Here is a 17,497-nt window from a genome sequence, read left to right as displayed (position 1 = left end):
CTTGCGGATGTCCGCTTTTGTGTTTGTCTGAGAGTGTGTTTGGAGGTTTGCACCAGATAGCCATTGCCGGGCGGCATCTCAACCCGTCATCGGCGAACCGCACGCGTCAAAGAGGACTTTCCGGTGAAAGCGATGGGGTTTACCGCCCATCGCCCCACGATAGCGGCCCTTCATAACCGGGCTATGAAGGGCGCCTTGCAGGCAGCGGCACGTCGGACAGGTTTTCATTCGGTGCCGTGCTGATCGCGTGCACCTGGCCGGGGATCTCGTCACGCAGATAGCTTTCATTGCCGGGCAGGCCCATTGGGTAGAGCGCATTGCGGCTTGCCTCATAGGCGACGCTCTCGCCGGTGCACAAACGAAGGCGCATATCCTGCGGCGCCACATCCGTGCGGTTTTGCACGGCATCGACACGCTCTGCAGTGGGCGACCCTGCAGTGGCTGGCAGCCGGCCGTCGAAGGCCTGTGTCAGATATTGCGCAGACCGTTCGTTGCGCTCGCGCTCCGTGGTCGCACCCAAAACCACCACCATCACGCGGCGTCCGTTGCGCGCGGCAAGCCCGACAATATTGCGTCCGGAGGCGCAGAGAAAACCGGTCTTCATGCCGATCGTGCCGGAAAAGCGGGTCAGGAGCAGATTGTTGGACTTGATCTCCTTGCCATCGATCGTGACCGCCGAGGCGAGGAAGAACCGGCGATATTGCGGAAACAGCCGGTCCACTGCCATGCCCAGAATGGCAAGGTCGCGGGCGGTCGTATAGTTTTCCCGGTTGAACAGGCCGTTGGGATTGGCAAAATGCGTGCCGGTCAGCCCAAGGCGAACCGCCGCATCGTTCATCTTCCGGACAAAACCGGCTTCGTCGGGAGCCAAGGCCTCCGCCACCGCGACAGCGACATCATTGGCCGAGGCAGCGATCATGGCAAAAAGCGCATCTTCCAGCGTCATCGTGCGCCCGAAAGTGAGGCCGGATTCGAGAAAGGCCTGTTTCGTGGCGTTGCGGGTCATGGTGACGGGGGTCGCAAGGGTCACCTCGCCCGAGCGCAAGGCTTCGAACACCACGAAAGCCGTCATCAGCTTGGTGGTCGAAGCCGGATACCAGGGCACGCCGGCATCCTCCTGGTACAGCACCTGCTTGCTATCGGCATCGACAACCAGCACCGGCGTTGCATGCGCGGGTACGCACAGAACAGGCGCCGCCAGCAAAAGCGACGCCATCAACGCCCATTTTTTCCAATGCCATCCGGCCAAAATGCTTCCGGTCATCTGCCAGTCTCCGAGAAAGACGTCCTCATGCCATGATGCACCACGAAAGGACAAGCGTTTGCTGCGAATGCGAATGTTGAAATGGGCGGGCTGCAACAGCCGGCCCTGCCCCATAACGCAAAAAGGCCGGCGGCGTTGCAAGGCGGATGGCTGTTTTTTGCAACGCCTTACAAATCCGAAGCCGAGGAATGCGCCCAGTCCATGTAGAGGTCCTTGGCCTTTGCGGCGATCGGGCCGGGTTGGAGGTCGCGGTCTTCGAGTTTGGTGACGGGCACGACCTTGGAATAGTTGCCCGACGTGAAGATTTCGTCGGCGCCTTCGAAATCAGCAAGCGTCAGCGATGTCTCGACCACGTCGAAGCCGGCGTCGCGCAGCAGCGTCATGACGCGGAAGCGGGTGATGCCGGCCAGGAAGGTCTTGTTGGAGGCGGGCGTGAAGACGACGCCGTCCTTGACCATGAAGACGTTGGAGGAGCCGGTTTCGGCGATATTGCCGAGCATGTCGCGCACCAGCGCATTGGAAAAGCCGCGGGCGCGGGCCTCCATCAGGATGCGGCCATTGTTGGGATAAAGGCAGCCGGCCTTGGCGTCGGTCGGCATGCATTCGATCGTCGGGCGGCGAAAGGGCGAGATGGTCAGGGACTGACCGCCCTTGCCTGCGGGCCCCTCGCCCATCGGCGCTTCGAACAGGCTCAGCGCAAAGCGGGTCGAATCGGGATCGGCGGCAACGACGCTGCCGGGCATGCCATGTTCGGCCCAGTACATCGGCTTGATATAGATGGCGGTCTGGCCGTCGAATTTCTTCACGCCCTCCCAGGCCAGCGCCTCGATATCCTCTGCCGTCACCACCGGCTTCAGGCCGAGCGCCAGGGCAGAACGGTTGATACGCTGGCAATGCAGATCGAGATCGGGCGCGATGCCGTCAAACCAGCGGGCGCCGTCAAACACCGTCGAGCCCAGCCACATGGCATGCGAGGTCGGGCCGATCAGCGGCGGATTGCCCGAAAGCCACTCGCCATCGACATAGGTCCAGGTGGTGCTGCGCGCGGATGTATCGACGGCCATGATGGTCTCCTGTTCGTCTTTGTTTGACTTTGCTTGTCTTTATTTGACTTTCTTTGTCCGGGCATAACCGGAAAATCGACAAGTGGGGTAAATAGGTACATCAAAAAAAGTCATGCCGTCCAATCTGGATCGCAAACTGGGCCTCGCATAGTGTGCCGCCAGAAGCAAAAGGACCTGTTCGATGAAAGCCATGTATTACGACGCCTTCGGCAAGACGCCGGAGATCCGCGTGCTGCCCGATCCGGTGCCGGGCGAGGATGGCGTCGTCATCAAGGTCGAGGCGACCGGGCTTTGCCGCAGCGACTGGCATGGCTGGATGGGCCATGATGCCGATATCGCGCTGCCGCATGTGCCGGGCCACGAACTGGCCGGCACGGTCGCTGCAACCGGCAAGGGCGTGCTGCGCTACAAGGTGGGCGACCGGGTGACCGTGCCGTTCGTGTCCGGCTGCGGCCGCTGCGGCGAGTGCCATTCCGGCAATCAGCAGGTCTGCGCCAACCAGTTCCAGCCGGGCTTTACCCATTGGGGCTCGTTTGCCGAATATGTCGCAATCGATTTCGCCGACCAGAATCTCGTGCATCTGCCCGAAACGCTCGACTATGCCACCGCCGCAAGCCTTGGCTGCCGGTTTGCCACGTCATTCCGCGCCATTGTCGATCAGGGCCGGGTGCGCGGCGGCGAATGGGTGGCGGTGCATGGCTGCGGCGGGGTCGGCCTCTCGGCGATCATGATCGCAACCGCGCTGGGCGCCAATGTGATCGCGATCGATATTTCCGAGACGAAACTTTCCTTTGCCCGCGAGATCGGCGCCGTCGCCACCATCGATGGAAGCGTCACCGGCGATGTGGCCGACGCCGTACGCGACATCACCAAAGGCGGCGCGCATGTCTCGATCGACGCGCTCGGCTCACCGGTCACCTGCTTCAACTCGATCAAGAACCTGCGCCGCCGCGGCCGCCATGTGCAGGTCGGGCTGATGCTCGGCGATCATTCCAGCCCGCAGATCCCGATGGCCCAGGTGATCGGCCACGAGCTGGAAATCTACGGCAGCCACGGCATGCAGGCCTGGCGCTACGGGGCGATGATGGCCATGCTTGAAACCGGCAAGCTCAACCCGCAAAAACTGATCGGCCGCCATATCAGCCTGGAAGAAGCGGTGCCGGCGCTGACGACGCTGGATACGGCGCAGGACCTCGGCATCAGCGTCATCACGCGGTTCTGAGCTCAAGATCGAGCCCGCGTCTCTGAACCGGTGGCACGCTCCCGCAACCGGAGCAGCGTTGCAGTTCGCCTCTATATCACCGTACGATTATATTCTGCCGGCGGCAGCTTCCCAAAATCGATCAGCGCCCTATTTCACGTTTTACCGCGTTAAAGCGGGTTTTTTTAGGAGTGGGATAAATGGCATCTTCCGCGCTGATCAGTATCTTGATCACGTTTCTCGTCATCGTACTTGTTTTGTATCTTATTGCGCGCCTGCCGATCGATGGCCGCGCCAAGCAGATCGTCCAGATCATCGTGATCATCATCGGCGTTATTTCGCTCTTGAAATATCTCGCTGTCTTCTAGCGCAACGGGAGAGTAATCTCCCGTCACCTGCTGTTGGGGATCGCCGGTTCAGACCTTCCCCATCAGATGTGCGCACCATCAGATTTGTGCGCTACCAGTTTTGCGCCCCACCAGTTTTGCAAAGTGAGTGTACAGATTGACCAGCAAAAATGACACGAAGACCGCCGTCAAGCCAACCGTGCGGCGCAGCCCGGACGAAACCTCTGCGGCGGCTCTGCATATCATCAACACGGAGCTGGCGGCACGAAACAAGAAAACCGCAATGCTGAAAGCCCTGCGGCTCGCCCAGGAACCGGCGGAAGCCAAGCCCGTGAAGAAGGCTGCCGCGAAGAAAAAATAAGCGGCGTGCTGCTGATGGTGCCGGGGGCCGAAAGGGCCCCCTTGTTGTATGTTGTGTTTTCATAAGCGTTGCCATCGCCCGCTCCTATGTCCCGTTGCGGACCGGATGGCCCGTTGCGGCACACCGGCACAAGCCGGACAGTCCCCCACAAAATCCCTCTTCCCCCGCCCCCGTCGCAGCTGATATTTTGTTGGCCTTCATGGCAACGGAATCACGAGGCGGTCCCATGGGACAGGTGGCGCAAAGGCAGGGGAAGTTGGCGGATGCGCTCTATGCGCCTCTGCTTGCGGCCAATACAGTGCATCCGAATGGCTGGCCGGTGCGGGTGATCGTCGCGTCGCAGACGGAGGCGCGCCATAACAGGGGCGTCTGGGCGCCGAGCCATCTGATCTCGATCCGGGCGCCGGGGACGAAGCTTCTGTCGATGATCGAACTGCCCGCAGAGCGGCATCTGGAGCTTCTGTTCGGCGATGTCACCGATCCGGAGGAGCCGGATGCGGCCACAGCCGCCGATATCGACCGGGCCTTTGCCTTTGTCGACGGCTTGCCTGAAGATGCGCATCTGCTGATCCATTGCCTGCGCGGCATCGGCCGTTCGACGGCGCTGACGCTCGGTATACTCGCCCGCTATATGGATCCGGAGGAGGCTGCCGCGGCGCTGCATGGCTTGCGGCCCGAGGCAAAGCCGAACCGGCATGTGACCGGGCTTTGCGACGCGACGCTTGGGCTGAAAGGGCGGCTTGCCCGGCAGGCGCTGCGTTTTCCCGCCAAGGTCTGGAAACCGGCAAAGAATTGATTGACCGCTTGAGATAATATTGTGCATTGCACAAATTTTTGACATGATCCCGGCCAAGAACCGTATGCAAGCGGCGATTGCGTCATGCCTTCAGGCCTCACTGGAACGGCGGGAGGAAAAAACGCAATCAATCGAGGTGTTGCTTCTTCTGTTTGGTGTATGGAAGGAGGCAATACCAAGGGAATGACGGGAGAGTTCGATGTCTCATGCGGCCTATGTGTTCGATGCCTATGGCACGCTGTTCGACGTGCATGCTGCCGTTCGCAGGCATTCGGCCGCGATCGGGCCTGATGGCCAGGCTTTTTCCGATCTCTGGCGCGCCAAGCAGCTGGAATATTCCTGGATCCGCACCCTGATGGGGACCTATACCGATTTCTGGGCGCTGACCGAGCAATCGCTGGACTATGCCTTTGCGCGCTTTCCCTCGGCCGACAAGACGCTCAAGGCCGCATTGCTCGATGCCTATTGGCACCTGGATTGCTATCCGGAGGTGCCTTCCGTCCTCAAGCACCTGAAGGACCGGGGCGCCCGCATCGCCATCCTGTCGAACGGCACGCCGCAAATGCTGCAATCGGCCGTCAAGAAGGCAGGCCTCGACCTGATCATCGACGACATTTTCTCGGTGGAGGCGGTCAAGGCTTTCAAGACCGTGCCGTCCGTCTACGACATGGTGACCACCACCTACAGGTTGTATCCCGATGCTGTCTCCTTCCAGTCGTCCAACCGCTGGGACATTGCCGGCGCCACGAAATTCGGCTTCCGCACCGTCTGGATCAACCGCACCAACATGCCCGACGAATATGCCGATTTCGGCCCAGCGCTGATCCTGCCCTCGCTGGAAAGCCTCTAACGTTTTTGTTTCATCCAAAGGACACGCCATGTCTTGGTCTGCCGAACAATATATGAAATTCGAAGACGAGCGCACCCGGCCGGCCCGCGACCTGCTCGACCAGATCCCCAATCTGCCCGATGGCGCGCTCTACGATCTCGGCTGCGGCCCCGGCAATTCCACCGAACTGATCCATGACCGTTTTCCGGCCTATATGCTGACCGGCATCGACAGCGACGAAAACATGCTGGTGGCGGCGCGCAAGCGCATGACCAATACGCGCTTCGACAAGGGCGATCTCACGCAATGGGCGCCGCCCAAGCCCGCCGTGCTGTTCTTTGCCAATGCCGTGTTTCAATGGCTGCCGGATCATCTCGCCACGATCGAGCGACTGATGGGCGAACTCATCCCCGGCGGCACGATCGCCGTACAGATGCCGGACAATCTGGACGAGCCGTCGCATGTGGCGATGCGGGAACTCGCCGACGATCCGCGTTTTTCGAAATATTACCCGAATGGCGGCAAGCGCCGCTCCGCCCTGCCGCCGCCAGACGTCTATCTCGACCGGCTGGACGCCAAATGCATCCGGATCGATGTCTGGCACACCATCTACTATCACCGGCTGGCCAATGCCGAGGCGATCGTCGAATGGGTCAAGGGCACCGGCCTTCGCCCCTATCTCGACGCCCTGCCGGCGGATGCGCGCGAGGCCTACCTGGCGGCCTATCTCAGGCGCATCCGCGAAGCCTATCCACCGCTTGCCGATGGCCGCGTGCTGTTGAAATTCCCGCGCCTGTTCGTGGTGGCGGTCAAGCGCTAGCGCTTCATCGTGAAGCGGTAGCGCTCAGCGCGCCTGCGGCGCCAGCGCCTCCTGGTGGATGCTGCGGATTTCTTCGGCAACGAGGTGTTGCAGCCGCCAGAGGTTGCGGTCGTGAATGCCGAAATCCTCCAGATGCGACACAGTGTTGTAGAGATATTCCGCGCAGGACCCGAAATGGCCGCAGGCCCGCGCCAGGATGCCTGCGACCTGTTCCAGCGGCTGTTTCGAGACAATGCGCTCGCCCGTGGCGCCTACCCAGAAGCCAAGAGCCCGGCAGGGGCCGCTTTCGGACTTGACCGGCAGCCAGCGCACCGCGTCGATATTTTCATAGGCGCTGACCTCGCGGCGCAGCATGCGTTCGATCTGGGCGGCGCGGTCATCGTCCGGCAGCCTGTAGATGACGCCGTCGCAGCGGCCGCCGCGCTCCAGCGCCATCATCAGGCCCGGCTGCTCATGCGATCCGCGCCAGCGGTTGATATGCAGGCAAAACGACCGGTGCCAGCCGAAGGCGGTTGCGCGCTTTCGATCGACCGCCTCGAATTCAGGCTTCCAGATCAGCGATCCATAGGCAAAGACCCAGAGCGGCTCGCCATGGCTTTCGTGCTCCAGGGTTTGCGCAAGGGTGCGGTATTGCTCATCGGTGATCGGGGTAAATCGTCCGTCCGGCCCCGGATCGGTGACATCGTGATGGCAAAGCGCCACCAGATCCGGCGTCAGGGACATTTTTCTTGAATGCGGCATAAAACTCTCGTCTTGGCAGGACAATGTCGGGAGGAAGCATGTGGGGCCTGCCTGCCCAAACTGCCAGAGAGAATTGATCAGTCAAGCAATTCGGCCGCCACCCGATACCCGCAAAGCGCTAGCATTCTCGAACCTGCTCAAACCGGCCGGTAAATCTGCGCGACCGAGCCGCCCGGAAAGGCCGTGGCACTGACCAGTTTGAGACGCCTTGGCGGAACGACGCCGGAGAAAATCGGCGCGCCCCTGCCAAGTACCACCGGGTGCACCAAAAGGACGTATTGATCGACCAATTCCCCGGCAATCAGGCTGCGGGCGAAGGTTGCGCCACCATGGGCAATGATCGGCTTGCCATTGCGGGCCTTCAGCGCGGCGACTTCACTGATGAGATCGCCGCTTGCTACAGTGGCTTCGTTCCAACTTTCAGCACCTGGTTGCAGTTGCACCAATTGCGTGACCGCCAAAGCTTTCAGAAGCAACGGGTCTTGTTTTGAGAAAACGGCCTTCGGAATCTGATTCATCGCAGGCGCGAACGCCATGGTGGAGACCGGCCAGAAAGCGGCCATGGCCTGGAAGGTCCGGCTGCCCATGATATGCAGGCTGGCGTTCGACACGGTCTTAACCGACCAGGCAATGGCCTCCTCGTCACCGCTGAACATCCAGTCGCTTTCGCCGTCCGGGCCGCTGACGAAACCGTCGAGCGACATGGACATTTTCAGGATCAACTCTTTCATCGTTTTCTCCTCGCGCTGGTTGCTCCCCTGTGAATAGACGGCAGCATGCACTCATTCGCCCATCTTTGCGGCAAGAAAATCGATGAAAGCACGGATGCGGGCTGCGAGGTGTTCGTGGCCGGTGAAAACCGCGTGGACTTCCTCCGGTTCATGCGGATTGTAATCCTGCAGCACTTCCACCAGCCGGCCGCTGTCGATGTCCGGTTCGACATCGAATTTGCCGATGCGGGCGATGCCGAGCCCTGTCAGGCAGAGATTGCGGGCGATCGAGCCGCTGGAGGCCTGGACGTTGCCGGGCGCGGGGCGCGTGTAGCGCGCGCTGGAGGCCGGATCGCGAAACAGCCATTCGCCGGGATTGCGGCCGAAGGTGAAGGTGATGCAATTGTGTGCGGTCAAATCTTCCGGGCGCTCTGGCAGCCCGCGGCGCGCGAGATAGTCCGGCGTGGCGACCGTGATGCGGTGGCTGTGAAGAAGCTTTCGCGCCTTGAGGCTCGAATCGCGCATCGGCCCGACCCGGATGGCTATATCGGTGCGTTCCTCGATCAGATCGATGATGCCGTCGGTAAAGGACAGTTCGAGGCGCACTTCGGGGTAAAGCGCCAGGAATTCGCCTGCAAGCGGGATGATGAAGCGCTCGCCGAAGCCGACGGTCGCGTTGACCCGCAAAAGCCCGCGCGGGGTTGCAAGGCCGCCACCGGACACGAGCTCTTCGGTCTCGGTGATATCCGAGAGTATCCGCTGCGCCCGCGCCAGATAGATCTCGCCTTCAGGCGTCAGGAGCAGCGAGCGGGTGGTGCGCACCAGCAGGCGGGTGCCGAGCCGGTCCTCGATGCGGGTGACGAGCTTGCTGACCGCCGATGGCGACAGTTTCAGGCGCCGGCCGGCCGCAGAAAAGCTCCTGGCCTCGGCGGCTGCTACGAAGACTTCCATTTCGCCCGCCCGGTTGTCCATCACCGCCCCTTATGAATTCAATTCACAGGCATTTATCTATTCCTATGGATTATCACGCAAGTGGCTTTAATCCATATTCCGCTCAACGAAACCCATGACGGCCCGGATCACCGGTGTGCCGCCACCAACACGTCCGGCCTCCCACCGGCGATAAAGGTGCTTCCATGCCTCTTGCCCTGTTTGCCCTCACGATCGCGGCCTATGCGATCGGAACCACGGAATTCGTCATCGTCGGCCTGTTGCCGACCGTTGCCAACGATCTCGGCATTACTTTGCCGCTTGCGGGACTGATCGTCTCGATCTACGCGCTCGGCGTCACCTTTGGTGCGCCGATCCTGACGGCGCTCACCGGCCGGATCGAGCGCAAGCCGCTGCTTCTCGGCCTGATGGCGCTGTTCATTGCCGGCAATACCATGGCGGCCCTTAGCCCTTCCTATGAAATGCTGCTGGTCGCCCGCGTGCTTTCGGCCTTTGCGCATGGCGTGTTCTTCTCCGTCGGCGCCACCATTGCCGCCGATCTCGTGCCGGAAAACCGCCGCGCCTCGGCGATTGCGCTGATGTTCATGGGCCTGACGGTTGCGATCGTCACCGGCGTACCGCTTGGCACCTTCATCGGCCAGACATTCGGCTGGCGCGCCACGTTCTTTGCGGTCGCGGGTCTCGGCGTCATCGCGCTTGCCGCCATTGCAGCACTCCTGCCTTCCACCCTGTCGAAGGCAGCACCCGCCAGCATTCTCGATCAGGTCCGGGTGCTGGGGTCCGGCCGCCTGCTCCTGGTCTTTGCCATGACGGCGCTTGGGTACGGCGGCACGTTCGTCACCTTCACCTTCCTTGCGCCGATGCTTGAGGATGTCACCGGCTTTGCCGCCTCGTCCGTCAGCCTCGTGCTGGTGCTCTATGGCCTGGCGATCGCTGCCGGCAACATTATCGGCGGCCGCCTTGCAGACCGCAATCCGGTGAAGGCACTGAGCTGGCTGTTTGCCCTGCAGGCGGCCGTTCTGGTGATCTTCACCTTCACCTCCGCCTCGCCGGTCCCGGCCCTGATCACGCTTGCCGCACTCGGCTTCCTGTCCTTTGCCAACGTGCCGGGCCTGCAGCTCTATGTGGTGCAGCTCGCCAAGCAGCACCGTCCGGGCGCCGTCGATGTCGCCTCCGCACTCAACATCGCCGCCTTCAATCTCGGCATTGCGGCGGGCGCCTGGATCGGCGGTCTGGTCGTCGCCTCGCCGCTCGGACTGCAGGCAACCCCCTGGGTCGGCGCGATCCTGGTGGCGGGTGCGCTGGTGCTCACCCTCATCAGCGGCATGCTCGACCGCAAGCCGGAACCGGCGGCTGCGGCGGCCTGCACCACCGCTTGACCAAACCGGCGCACGCCACATCTATTCGTCTAAGACATCATTCCAGACCCGGCCGCGTGCCGGGTTTTCTCCCTGAAAGGACATTTCCATGCAGACAGTCAGCGCCAATGGCGCCAATATCCCCGCTCTCGGCTTCGGCACGTTTCGCATGCCAGGCCCGGACGTGCTGCGCATCGTGCCGCAGGCGATCAAGCTCGGTTTCCGCCATATCGACACCGCGCAGATCTATCGCAACGAGGCTGAGGTCGGCGAAGCGATCGAGGCATCCGGCGTTGCCCGCAGCGATATCTTTCTGACCACCAAGGTCTGGGTCGATCACTACAAGCATGCCGATTTCCTGGCCTCGGTCGATGAGAGCCTGAAGAAGCTGCGCACCGATTATGTGGATCTCCTGCTTCTGCATTGGCCCAGCAGCGGCGTGCCGCTGGCCGAGCAGATCGGCGCGCTCAACGACGTCAGGACGGCCGGCAAGGTGAAGAATATCGGCGTCAGCAATTTCAACACGGCGCTGATGGCGCAGTCGGTTGCGCTCAGCCAGGCGCCGATCGCCACCAACCAGATCGAATATCACCCCTATCTCGACCAGACGAAGGTGCTGGATGCTGCCCGCGCAACCGGCATGTCGATCACCGCCTATTATGCCATGGCCGATGGCAAGGTGCCGAACGAACCGCTTCTGAAGGATATCGGCACCAGGCACGGCAAGACCGCAGCCCAGGTGGTGCTGCGCTGGCTCACCCAGCAAAAGGACGTGATCACGCTGTCGAAAACCGCAACGGAAAGCCGCCTGACGGAAAATTTCGACATTTTCGATTTCGATCTGTCCAGCGAAGAGATGGCCTTAATCCACAAGCTTGCCCGCCCCAACGGCCGCATCGTCAGCCCCGGCGGCCTGGCGCCGGACTGGGACCGGGCGGATCGATAATACACTGAAACAATTGTCCTTGCGGCGTGTGATCTTCACGCCGCAAGGACAAACTCATACGGCAAGCGCCAGCGCCGCCACCTGCATCTCCGATCTGAGCTTGAAGCCGATCGATGCATAGAGGGAGATCGCCGCTGTGTTCGTGGCGTAGGAATGCAGGTAGACACGCTGTCCCCGCGCACTCTCCACACCGGCAACATAAAGCGACATCAAACGGCCAAGCCCCTGGCCGCGCACATCCGGGTGGGTGCAGACCCCGCTCAGCTCGACATAGCCGGGTTGCCGCAACCGTTCTCCCGCCATGGCCACCAGCCTGCCATCCTGCTTGATCCCCCAAAACGAACCGAGACTTTGGGCGCGCAACGTGAACGGCCCCGGCTTCGTCAGCGTGGCGAGGTCCAACATTGCCTGCGCGTCATCCTCGCAAAGGCGCTCGATGCGCGGATCGGCGACCTCAGGCAGCGGCTCGGCCAGGATCATCTGTACCAGCGGTGCACGCGAGAGCGCTGTCATGCCGCCGGGAACCAGGATCTCGCTGGACTGCACCACAAGAAGGGTTTCGCCCGGGGCTGCAAGGCTGCAAAGAGCCTCAAGGCTTTCCGGGCGATCATTACCCGTGGCGGCAAACAGGCTGACCGATGGCGGATAGCGCCGGGCCAGAGGACCACCTTGGGCCAGTGCCGCATGATGGGTTTCAAGCGCGCTCCAGATCGGCCGGTCGAGCTTATGGCTCATGGCTTTTCCTCCTGACGGCGTGTCTCACCGGTGCGCGTCAAAAGCGGCCGCTCCGCCAGTCCGTCCTCGATGGCTGACAACTGCGCAAGAAGAGGGCCATCCATCTGGCCGCAGAGATCGACGACGGCGCTTTCGATACGCGGCCAGATTTCCGCCCTGGCCATATCGACGAGGCATTGGCCCTTTTGCGAAAGGCTGGCCGCTTTGCGCCGCTGGTCTCCCTGTATCGATTGGATCAGCACGAGATCGAGCGCGGCGAGCTGGGACAGGCTGCGGGTCACGCCGGGCTGACTGACGCCCAAGGCGTCTGAAAGATCACCGATGGTCAGCGGACCGAGCTTGTCCAGTGCGGCAAGCAGCGGAAACTGGCCCGGAGCGATGCCGATACCGGCATCCTCCATAATCCGCTGGGTATCGGCCTGCAAACGCTCGCCTATCCGTTTTAACCGCGATCCCAGGCCCAAAAAGCCCAGTGTCCGCAAGAAGTCTTCCATGGCCGATGCTCCAGGTTACATAACACGTTATATAACACGTTATGTAAATATCAAGAGGCACATCGACTGCTTTCACATCGGCGGAACGACGCCGTTGGTGCCGACCACGATCCGCGCGGTGGAGACAGTGCCGTCGGCGGCTTTCTCCGAGGGCACGAACACGGTTGCGCCCGGCTTCAGGTCGGCTTTCGTGGCTTCGGCAAACGTGACGACCGGGGTTGCCGTGGGGATGTCGATCTTCTTTTCCTGTCCCTGGAACTTGACCGTCACCGTTCGTCCCTCGACGGATTGGACCGCATCGGCAACCGTGGCATTGGTCATGGAACTGTTGGGCTTCAGGTCCCAGGCGTAACTGCCCTCGCCCGTCCCTTTCATTGCGGCGGGAAAGATCAGCACTTCCAGCGCGCCGTCGCCGCCCTGCGCCTTCGGCAGAGAGGCGATGCCGACATAATCGCCAGGCTTGATATCCTCGATCGAGGCCTTGGTGACGCCGGAAACCTTCCAGTCCGGCTTGAGCGTGATGCTCTGATCCGTCCCGTCCCTGGTTTTGACGACAAGCGCCGTATCGCTGATGCTGGCAATGGTTCCGCGCACGCGGATGCTGTCGGCCGCGTTTGCCGTCTGGGCGGTGACGGCTGATGCGACCAGCAGACCGGCCGCTGCCGCGCTTGAGAGGAAGCTGCGTTTCATGGGATGGTCTCCGTTGGTTGAGGCTGCGATGCAGGCGGCACGTGCGGCCTGTCATCTGAAACGATGTAGTGCCGGCGGGCGGCCAGCACAGCACCGGCGCGATCACGATGACGCGATCGGTTTTGAACGCGCACAATCCGCCGGAAATTGCTGTCAGCGCCCAATCCGCCGGGATTTCCAATCTCCAGCAGATCGGATAGAGAGGCGTACGGCCGCACCAGCGGGCGGCGGAGGGGATTTTTCATGCAGGGCCACCAGACGACGGTCACCGACTTCATGCCGGACTGGGCCGCTATCGTTGCCGTCATTCTCGGCGCGTCGGCGTTTTCGGTGGCGCAGGGGATTACCTATCCGCTGATCTCGCTGACCCTGGAAAGCCGGGGCGTGACGCCGGCGGTCATCGGGTTCAATGCGGTCGGGTTCGCGCTCGGTCTCGCCACCTCGACGCTGTTGATCGGCCAGTTGACGGCGCGGCTGCGCACCGACAAGCTGATCATCATCAGCCTTGCCGGCTGCTCGCTCTGCCTTGCGACCTTTGCGGCGACATCGTCGCTGCCGGTGTGGTTTCTGGCCCGGTTTCTGCTGGGTTTCTTTGCCAGCCTGATCTTCATGCTCAGCGAAGCCTGGATGAACTCCGCCTGCCCCGACCGGCTGCGCGGCCGGGTTTCTGGCCTTTACGGCGCGGGCATTTGCGGTGGGTTTGCCGCCGGTCCGCTGGTCATTCCGCTGATGGGCACAGAAGGCGGCTTCGGGTTTGCACTGACCGCCGTCTATGTGGCACTCGTCGCCTTTGCCACCGCGCTGTTGACGCTTTCGACCCGCACGACGCCGGAGGCTTCCTCGACGCGCGATGTGTTCCGCTTCCTGCGCAAGGCGCCGGTGCTGATCGCCATGGTGCTGGCCTTCGGCTTTTCGGACATCGCGGCGATCTCGGTGATGCCGGTCTATTTCGTCAAGACCGGGCATTCGCAGGCCTTTGCGGCGCTCAGCGTCACGGTTCTGGCGCTGCCGACGGCGCTCGCCCAGCCGTTCATCGGCGTGCTGCTCGACCGGCTGCCGCGACGAAAGGTGGCGATCGCCATGGGCGGGCTCGGCGCCTTCGCCTTCCTGATCATTCCCTTCCTGACCTCGCCGATCGCCATTCTCGCCGATTTCGCGCTGATCGGCGCTGCGAGCTTTTCGCTCTATACCTGCGCGCTGACCATGCTGGGCGAACAGTATCGCGGCGGCATGCTGGTGGCGGGCAGCGCGGCCTTCGCGCTCGCCTATGCACTCGGCAGCGGTTTAGGCTCGGGCGCGACGGGATCAATCATGGACCTCTTCGGCGCTCACGCAGCGCCGGTCAGCGTCGGCCTGATCCTGGTAATCTTCACGCTGTTTCTGTCATTGGCCCCGGCGAAAGCGGCCTGAGTTGCCTATTCTTTCATCGGGGTTCCCTGATGGAAGGCCATGCGCCATTGACCCTTGGTGCAACGCCAGATCGATGAACGCAGCACACGGCGGTTTTCCCTTGCCGTTTCATAGGTGAGCAGCGCCACCGTTTCCGACAGGCGCGTCAGCCGGTAGTTCTCCGATCGCACCGCCGGCCCTGCCTCAGCAGCCTCGGCAACCAGGGCTGCGATGATGCCGGCACGGGTATAGACCGCACCGGAACTGCCGAACTCGGTAAAATCCGCGTCCAACAACTCCCCTGCTAACAATGCAGAACCGCGCACCTGCGGGTCATGGAGACGTTCCTCCAGTTGCCTCAGGTGCGCGGCCAAATCGCTATCGGACATCGCGTCCATTGCTTGACGCTATCAGACGAACTGGCTGAGGCCCGGAACCGAGGCGACGACCTCATCGACCACATCCGGGCCGGCCTTTTCCTTGGCGTAACCGATGGTTTCCTTGGCCAGAGCGGTGATTTCGCCCATGCCGAGACCCTGCGCCATCAGCTGCTGGCCCAGCGCCATGACACCGCCACCGGCGCCGACGGCACTCAGCAGGCCGCCCAGCAGGCCACCACCGCCGCCGCTGCCTGCGCCATTATATTGCGCAACCAGCGCGTCAGCACCCGGAATGGCTTCGATCATCTTGGCAACCGGGCCGTCGGCGGCTTCGCGCTGCAGAAAGCCAAGCATCATGCCAATGGCTTTTTCAGCCGTTGCCGGGTCGATGCCGACATTTTCCGCGACGCGGGTAACCAGTTCGTTCATGGGTGATTCTCCTCGTTTATTTGACGTGAACGTCAAGGTAAATTATCTCGGATTGAAACTCAAGCACGTGCGGAACGGGTATCCACTGCGCGAGAACCTGAGCATCGTTTCATGCCTTGGTGGCAAAGACAATGCGGCCAAGCCGCACGCCCAGCCTCATGCCCAACCGTATGCCAAGCCCTGGTTTGCCCCCAATCCATCTGTTGCCGGTGGCCGGTACTCCTCCTATAACAGTCATGGGAAAACAATATGATGAAGGCCGGCGCTACTGCTTTCATCGGCGCAACGGAGACAAGGCCCACATGCTTGAGGACGGGAAGCTCTATATCGGCACCAGCCGGAAACCGGACGATACGATCAACAAGGGCGAATATCTGGATTTCAAATTCGGCAACCGCCACGGGCTCGTCACCGGCGCTACCGGCACCGGCAAGACCGTGACGCTGCAGATCCTGGCCGAAAGCTTTTCCAATGCCGGCGTCCCGGTCTTCTGCGCCGACGTGAAGGGCGACCTGTCGGGCATCGGCGCCATCGGCGAGCCGAAGGGCTGGGTCACCCAGCGTGCCGAGCAGATCGGCTTTACCGATTTCGCCTTCCAGGAATTTCCGGTGATCTTCTGGGATCTCTACGGCGAAAAAGGCCACCGCGTGCGCACCACCATGTCGGAGATGGGACCGCTGCTTCTCTCCCGGCTGATGAGCGCCACGGATGCCCAGGAAGGCGTCATCAACATCGCCTTCAAGATCGCCGACGAGGGCGGGCTGCCGCTTCTGGATCTGAAAGATTTCCAGGCGATGCTGAACTACATGGCCGAGAACGCCTCTGCCCTTTCGGGCAAGTACGGGCTGATCTCTAAGGCCTCGGTCGGCTCCATCCAGCGCGAGCTTCTGATCCTCGAGCAACAGGGCGCCAAGAATTTCTTCGGCGAACCGGCGCTCAAGGTCTCCGACATCATGCGCACCACCCGCGATGGCCGCGGCGCCATTTCGGTGCTGGCGGCCGACAAGCTGATGATGAACCCGCGGCTTTACGGCACGTTCCTCCTGTGGCTGATGTCGGAACTGTTCGAAGAACTGCCCGAGATCGGCGATCCCGACAAGCCGAAGCTGGTCTTCTTCTTCGACGAGGCGCATCTGCTCTTCAACGATGCGCCGAAGGTTCTGCTGGAGCGCATCGAACAGGTCGTCCGGCTGATCCGCTCCAAGGGCGTCGGCGTCTATTTCGTCACGCAGAACCCGCTCGACGTGCCGGAAACGGTGCTTGCCCAGCTTGGCAATCGCATCCAGCATGCGCTGCGCGCCTATACACCGCGCGAGCAGAAGGCGGTAAAGACTGCCGCCGACACGTTCCGCCCCAATCCGGATTTCGACTGCGCCACCGTCATCACCAATCTGGGCACCGGGGAAGCGCTGGTCTCGACGCTCGAAGGCAAGGGCTCGCCCTCGATGGTCGAGCGCACCCTGATCCGTCCGCCGTCGAGCCGCGCCGGTCCGCTGACGCCAGCCGAGCGCGCCAACATCATGAGCATCAGCCCGGTGGCCGGGCAATATGACGAGGATATCGACCGGGAATCCGCCTACGAGATCCTTGCCCAGCGCGCTGCAAAATCGACGCAGCAGGCAGAGGAAAGCCGCGAAGCCGAAGCCCCTGCACCGGCAGCCCCCGGCGGCAGCCGCTGGACCCTGCCCGGCTTTGGCGACGACGGCGCGCAGGCACCCGCGCAACCCAAGCCGAAGGCCCGCTCCGGCTACCAGCGCGAAAGCGTGGCCGAAGCCGCAATGAAATCCGTGGCGCGCACGGTCGCCTCCTCTCTTGGCCGGGCTTTGGTGCGCGGCATATTGGGGAGCCTGAAGCGGTAGGCAGGGCTTTGGCTTGATATGGAAAAGGCGGCTCGGGATGGGCCGCCTTTTTTGTGTTTGTTGCGGGGATGGGTTTCGGGAGGGGCGCTGCCGTTTGCGGCCGCCATGCGGGCGTTTCGGGTGGGCATTGCGC

21 protein-coding genes are annotated in these 17,497 nt (G+C 62.2%); 11 read left to right on the top strand and 10 right to left on the bottom strand.

Going from position 1 to position 17,497, the window contains the following annotated elements; all coding sequences use genetic code 11:
- Positions 1–181: 181 nt before the first annotated feature.
- A complete protein-coding gene (locus ASD32_RS20305; RefSeq protein WP_162252686.1) occupies positions 182–1,264 on the bottom strand; it encodes a D-alanyl-D-alanine carboxypeptidase family protein in 1,083 nt (360 codons plus the stop codon).
- A 167-nt stretch (positions 1,265–1,431) separates the two neighbouring features.
- Positions 1,432–2,328, bottom strand: coding sequence for a branched-chain amino acid aminotransferase (locus tag ASD32_RS20300; protein WP_060639871.1), 897 nt, complete (start codon positions 2,326–2,328; stop codon positions 1,432–1,434).
- Positions 2,329–2,509: 181 nt separating this feature from the next.
- Between ASD32_RS20300 and ASD32_RS20295 the strand changes: the two genes are divergently transcribed.
- The 6 genes from ASD32_RS20295 to tam all read left to right on the top strand — a co-directional run bounded on the left by ASD32_RS20295 (position 2,510) and on the right by tam (position 6,682).
- Entirely contained in the window at positions 2,510–3,550 is a 1,041-nt protein-coding gene (locus ASD32_RS20295; protein ID WP_060639870.1) for a zinc-dependent alcohol dehydrogenase family protein, read from the top strand.
- 179 nt (positions 3,551–3,729) lie between these two features.
- Entirely contained in the window at positions 3,730–3,897 is a 168-nt protein-coding gene (locus ASD32_RS30330; protein ID WP_156383265.1) for a Thivi_2564 family membrane protein, read from the top strand.
- Between the two features lie 136 nt (positions 3,898–4,033).
- Positions 4,034–4,237: a hypothetical protein gene (locus ASD32_RS20290; RefSeq protein WP_060639869.1), complete on the top strand. Its 204-nt coding sequence runs from the start codon at positions 4,034–4,036 to the stop codon at positions 4,235–4,237.
- Between the two features lie 226 nt (positions 4,238–4,463).
- Positions 4,464–5,033 (top strand): phosphatase, encoded by a 570-nt coding sequence (locus tag ASD32_RS20285; RefSeq protein WP_060639868.1) that lies wholly within the window; start codon positions 4,464–4,466, stop codon positions 5,031–5,033.
- A 199-nt stretch (positions 5,034–5,232) separates the two neighbouring features.
- The gene (locus ASD32_RS20280) at positions 5,233–5,883 is read left to right on the top strand and encodes a haloacid dehalogenase type II (protein ID WP_060639867.1); all 651 of its coding nucleotides are present in this window, start codon (positions 5,233–5,235) and stop codon (positions 5,881–5,883) included.
- A gap of 28 nt (positions 5,884–5,911) precedes the next feature.
- A complete protein-coding gene (tam, locus tag ASD32_RS20275) occupies positions 5,912–6,682 on the top strand; it encodes a trans-aconitate 2-methyltransferase (protein WP_060639866.1) in 771 nt (256 codons plus the stop codon).
- 24 nt (positions 6,683–6,706) lie between these two features.
- Here tam and ASD32_RS20270 read toward each other — a convergent pair whose 3' ends face one another.
- The 3 genes from ASD32_RS20270 to ASD32_RS20260 all read right to left on the bottom strand — a co-directional run bounded on the left by ASD32_RS20270 (position 6,707) and on the right by ASD32_RS20260 (position 9,105).
- Positions 6,707–7,405 (bottom strand): gamma-glutamylcyclotransferase, encoded by a 699-nt coding sequence (locus tag ASD32_RS20270; RefSeq protein WP_060639865.1) that lies wholly within the window; start codon positions 7,403–7,405, stop codon positions 6,707–6,709.
- Positions 7,406–7,560: 155 nt separating this feature from the next.
- The gene (locus ASD32_RS20265; RefSeq protein WP_244490212.1) at positions 7,561–8,205 is read right to left on the bottom strand and encodes a dihydrofolate reductase family protein; all 645 of its coding nucleotides are present in this window, start codon (positions 8,203–8,205) and stop codon (positions 7,561–7,563) included.
- On the bottom strand, positions 8,206–9,105 hold the full coding sequence (locus tag ASD32_RS20260) for a LysR family transcriptional regulator (RefSeq protein WP_060639864.1): 900 nt from the start codon (positions 9,103–9,105) through the stop codon (positions 8,206–8,208).
- Between the two features lie 164 nt (positions 9,106–9,269).
- Here ASD32_RS20260 and ASD32_RS20255 point away from each other — a divergent pair, with 164 nt between their 5' ends.
- Complete coding sequence (locus ASD32_RS20255; protein ID WP_060639863.1) at positions 9,270–10,463, top strand: MFS transporter; 1,194 nt, start codon at positions 9,270–9,272, stop codon at positions 10,461–10,463.
- 88 nt (positions 10,464–10,551) lie between these two features.
- Positions 10,552–11,388 (top strand): aldo/keto reductase, encoded by an 837-nt coding sequence (locus tag ASD32_RS20250; protein ID WP_060639862.1) that lies wholly within the window; start codon positions 10,552–10,554, stop codon positions 11,386–11,388.
- 54 nt (positions 11,389–11,442) lie between these two features.
- Here ASD32_RS20250 and ASD32_RS20245 read toward each other — a convergent pair whose 3' ends face one another.
- From ASD32_RS20245 to ASD32_RS20235, 3 genes are all read right to left on the bottom strand, one after another.
- The gene (locus ASD32_RS20245; RefSeq protein WP_060639861.1) at positions 11,443–12,123 is read right to left on the bottom strand and encodes a GNAT family N-acetyltransferase; all 681 of its coding nucleotides are present in this window, start codon (positions 12,121–12,123) and stop codon (positions 11,443–11,445) included.
- Complete coding sequence (locus tag ASD32_RS20240) at positions 12,120–12,617, bottom strand: MarR family transcriptional regulator (protein WP_060639860.1); 498 nt, start codon at positions 12,615–12,617, stop codon at positions 12,120–12,122. Before ASD32_RS20240 ends, ASD32_RS20245 begins: the two co-directional genes overlap by 4 nt.
- Positions 12,618–12,689: 72 nt before the next feature.
- Positions 12,690–13,307: a hypothetical protein gene (locus ASD32_RS20235; protein ID WP_060639859.1), complete on the bottom strand. Its 618-nt coding sequence runs from the start codon at positions 13,305–13,307 to the stop codon at positions 12,690–12,692.
- Between the two features lie 243 nt (positions 13,308–13,550).
- On the opposite strand from ASD32_RS20235, the gene ASD32_RS20230 reads away from it, so the two are divergent.
- The gene (locus ASD32_RS20230; RefSeq protein ID WP_060639858.1) at positions 13,551–14,717 is read left to right on the top strand and encodes an MFS transporter; all 1,167 of its coding nucleotides are present in this window, start codon (positions 13,551–13,553) and stop codon (positions 14,715–14,717) included.
- Between the two features lie 5 nt (positions 14,718–14,722).
- Here the strand turns inward: ASD32_RS20230 and ASD32_RS20225 are convergent, their stop codons facing one another.
- A complete protein-coding gene (locus ASD32_RS20225; RefSeq protein ID WP_082546846.1) occupies positions 14,723–15,085 on the bottom strand; it encodes a DUF4440 domain-containing protein in 363 nt (120 codons plus the stop codon).
- A gap of 21 nt (positions 15,086–15,106) precedes the next feature.
- On the bottom strand, positions 15,107–15,505 hold the full coding sequence (locus tag ASD32_RS20220) for a DUF2780 domain-containing protein (RefSeq protein WP_060639856.1): 399 nt from the start codon (positions 15,503–15,505) through the stop codon (positions 15,107–15,109).
- On the opposite strand from ASD32_RS20220, the gene ASD32_RS30470 reads away from it, so the two are divergent.
- Together ASD32_RS30470 and ASD32_RS20215 are read left to right on the top strand one after the other, a co-directional pair.
- On the top strand, positions 15,504–15,758 hold the full coding sequence (locus ASD32_RS30470; RefSeq protein WP_210171112.1) for a hypothetical protein: 255 nt from the start codon (positions 15,504–15,506) through the stop codon (positions 15,756–15,758). The genes ASD32_RS20220 and ASD32_RS30470 overlap by 2 nt on opposite strands.
- Positions 15,759–15,807: 49 nt before the next feature.
- Positions 15,808–17,364 carry a helicase HerA-like C-terminal domain-containing protein gene (locus ASD32_RS20215; protein WP_060639855.1) on the top strand — a complete coding sequence of 519 codons (1,557 nt, stop codon included), beginning with the start codon at positions 15,808–15,810 and terminating at the stop codon, positions 17,362–17,364.
- Positions 17,365–17,497: the final 133 nt, after the last annotated feature.

The sequence above is a fragment of the Rhizobium sp. Root483D2 genome, from assembly GCF_001426685.1.
GTDB lineage: Bacteria > Pseudomonadota > Alphaproteobacteria > Rhizobiales > Rhizobiaceae > Pararhizobium > Pararhizobium qamdonense.
Note: the sequence above shows the minus strand (reverse complement) of the source record. Positions and strands in the feature narration are given on the sequence as shown.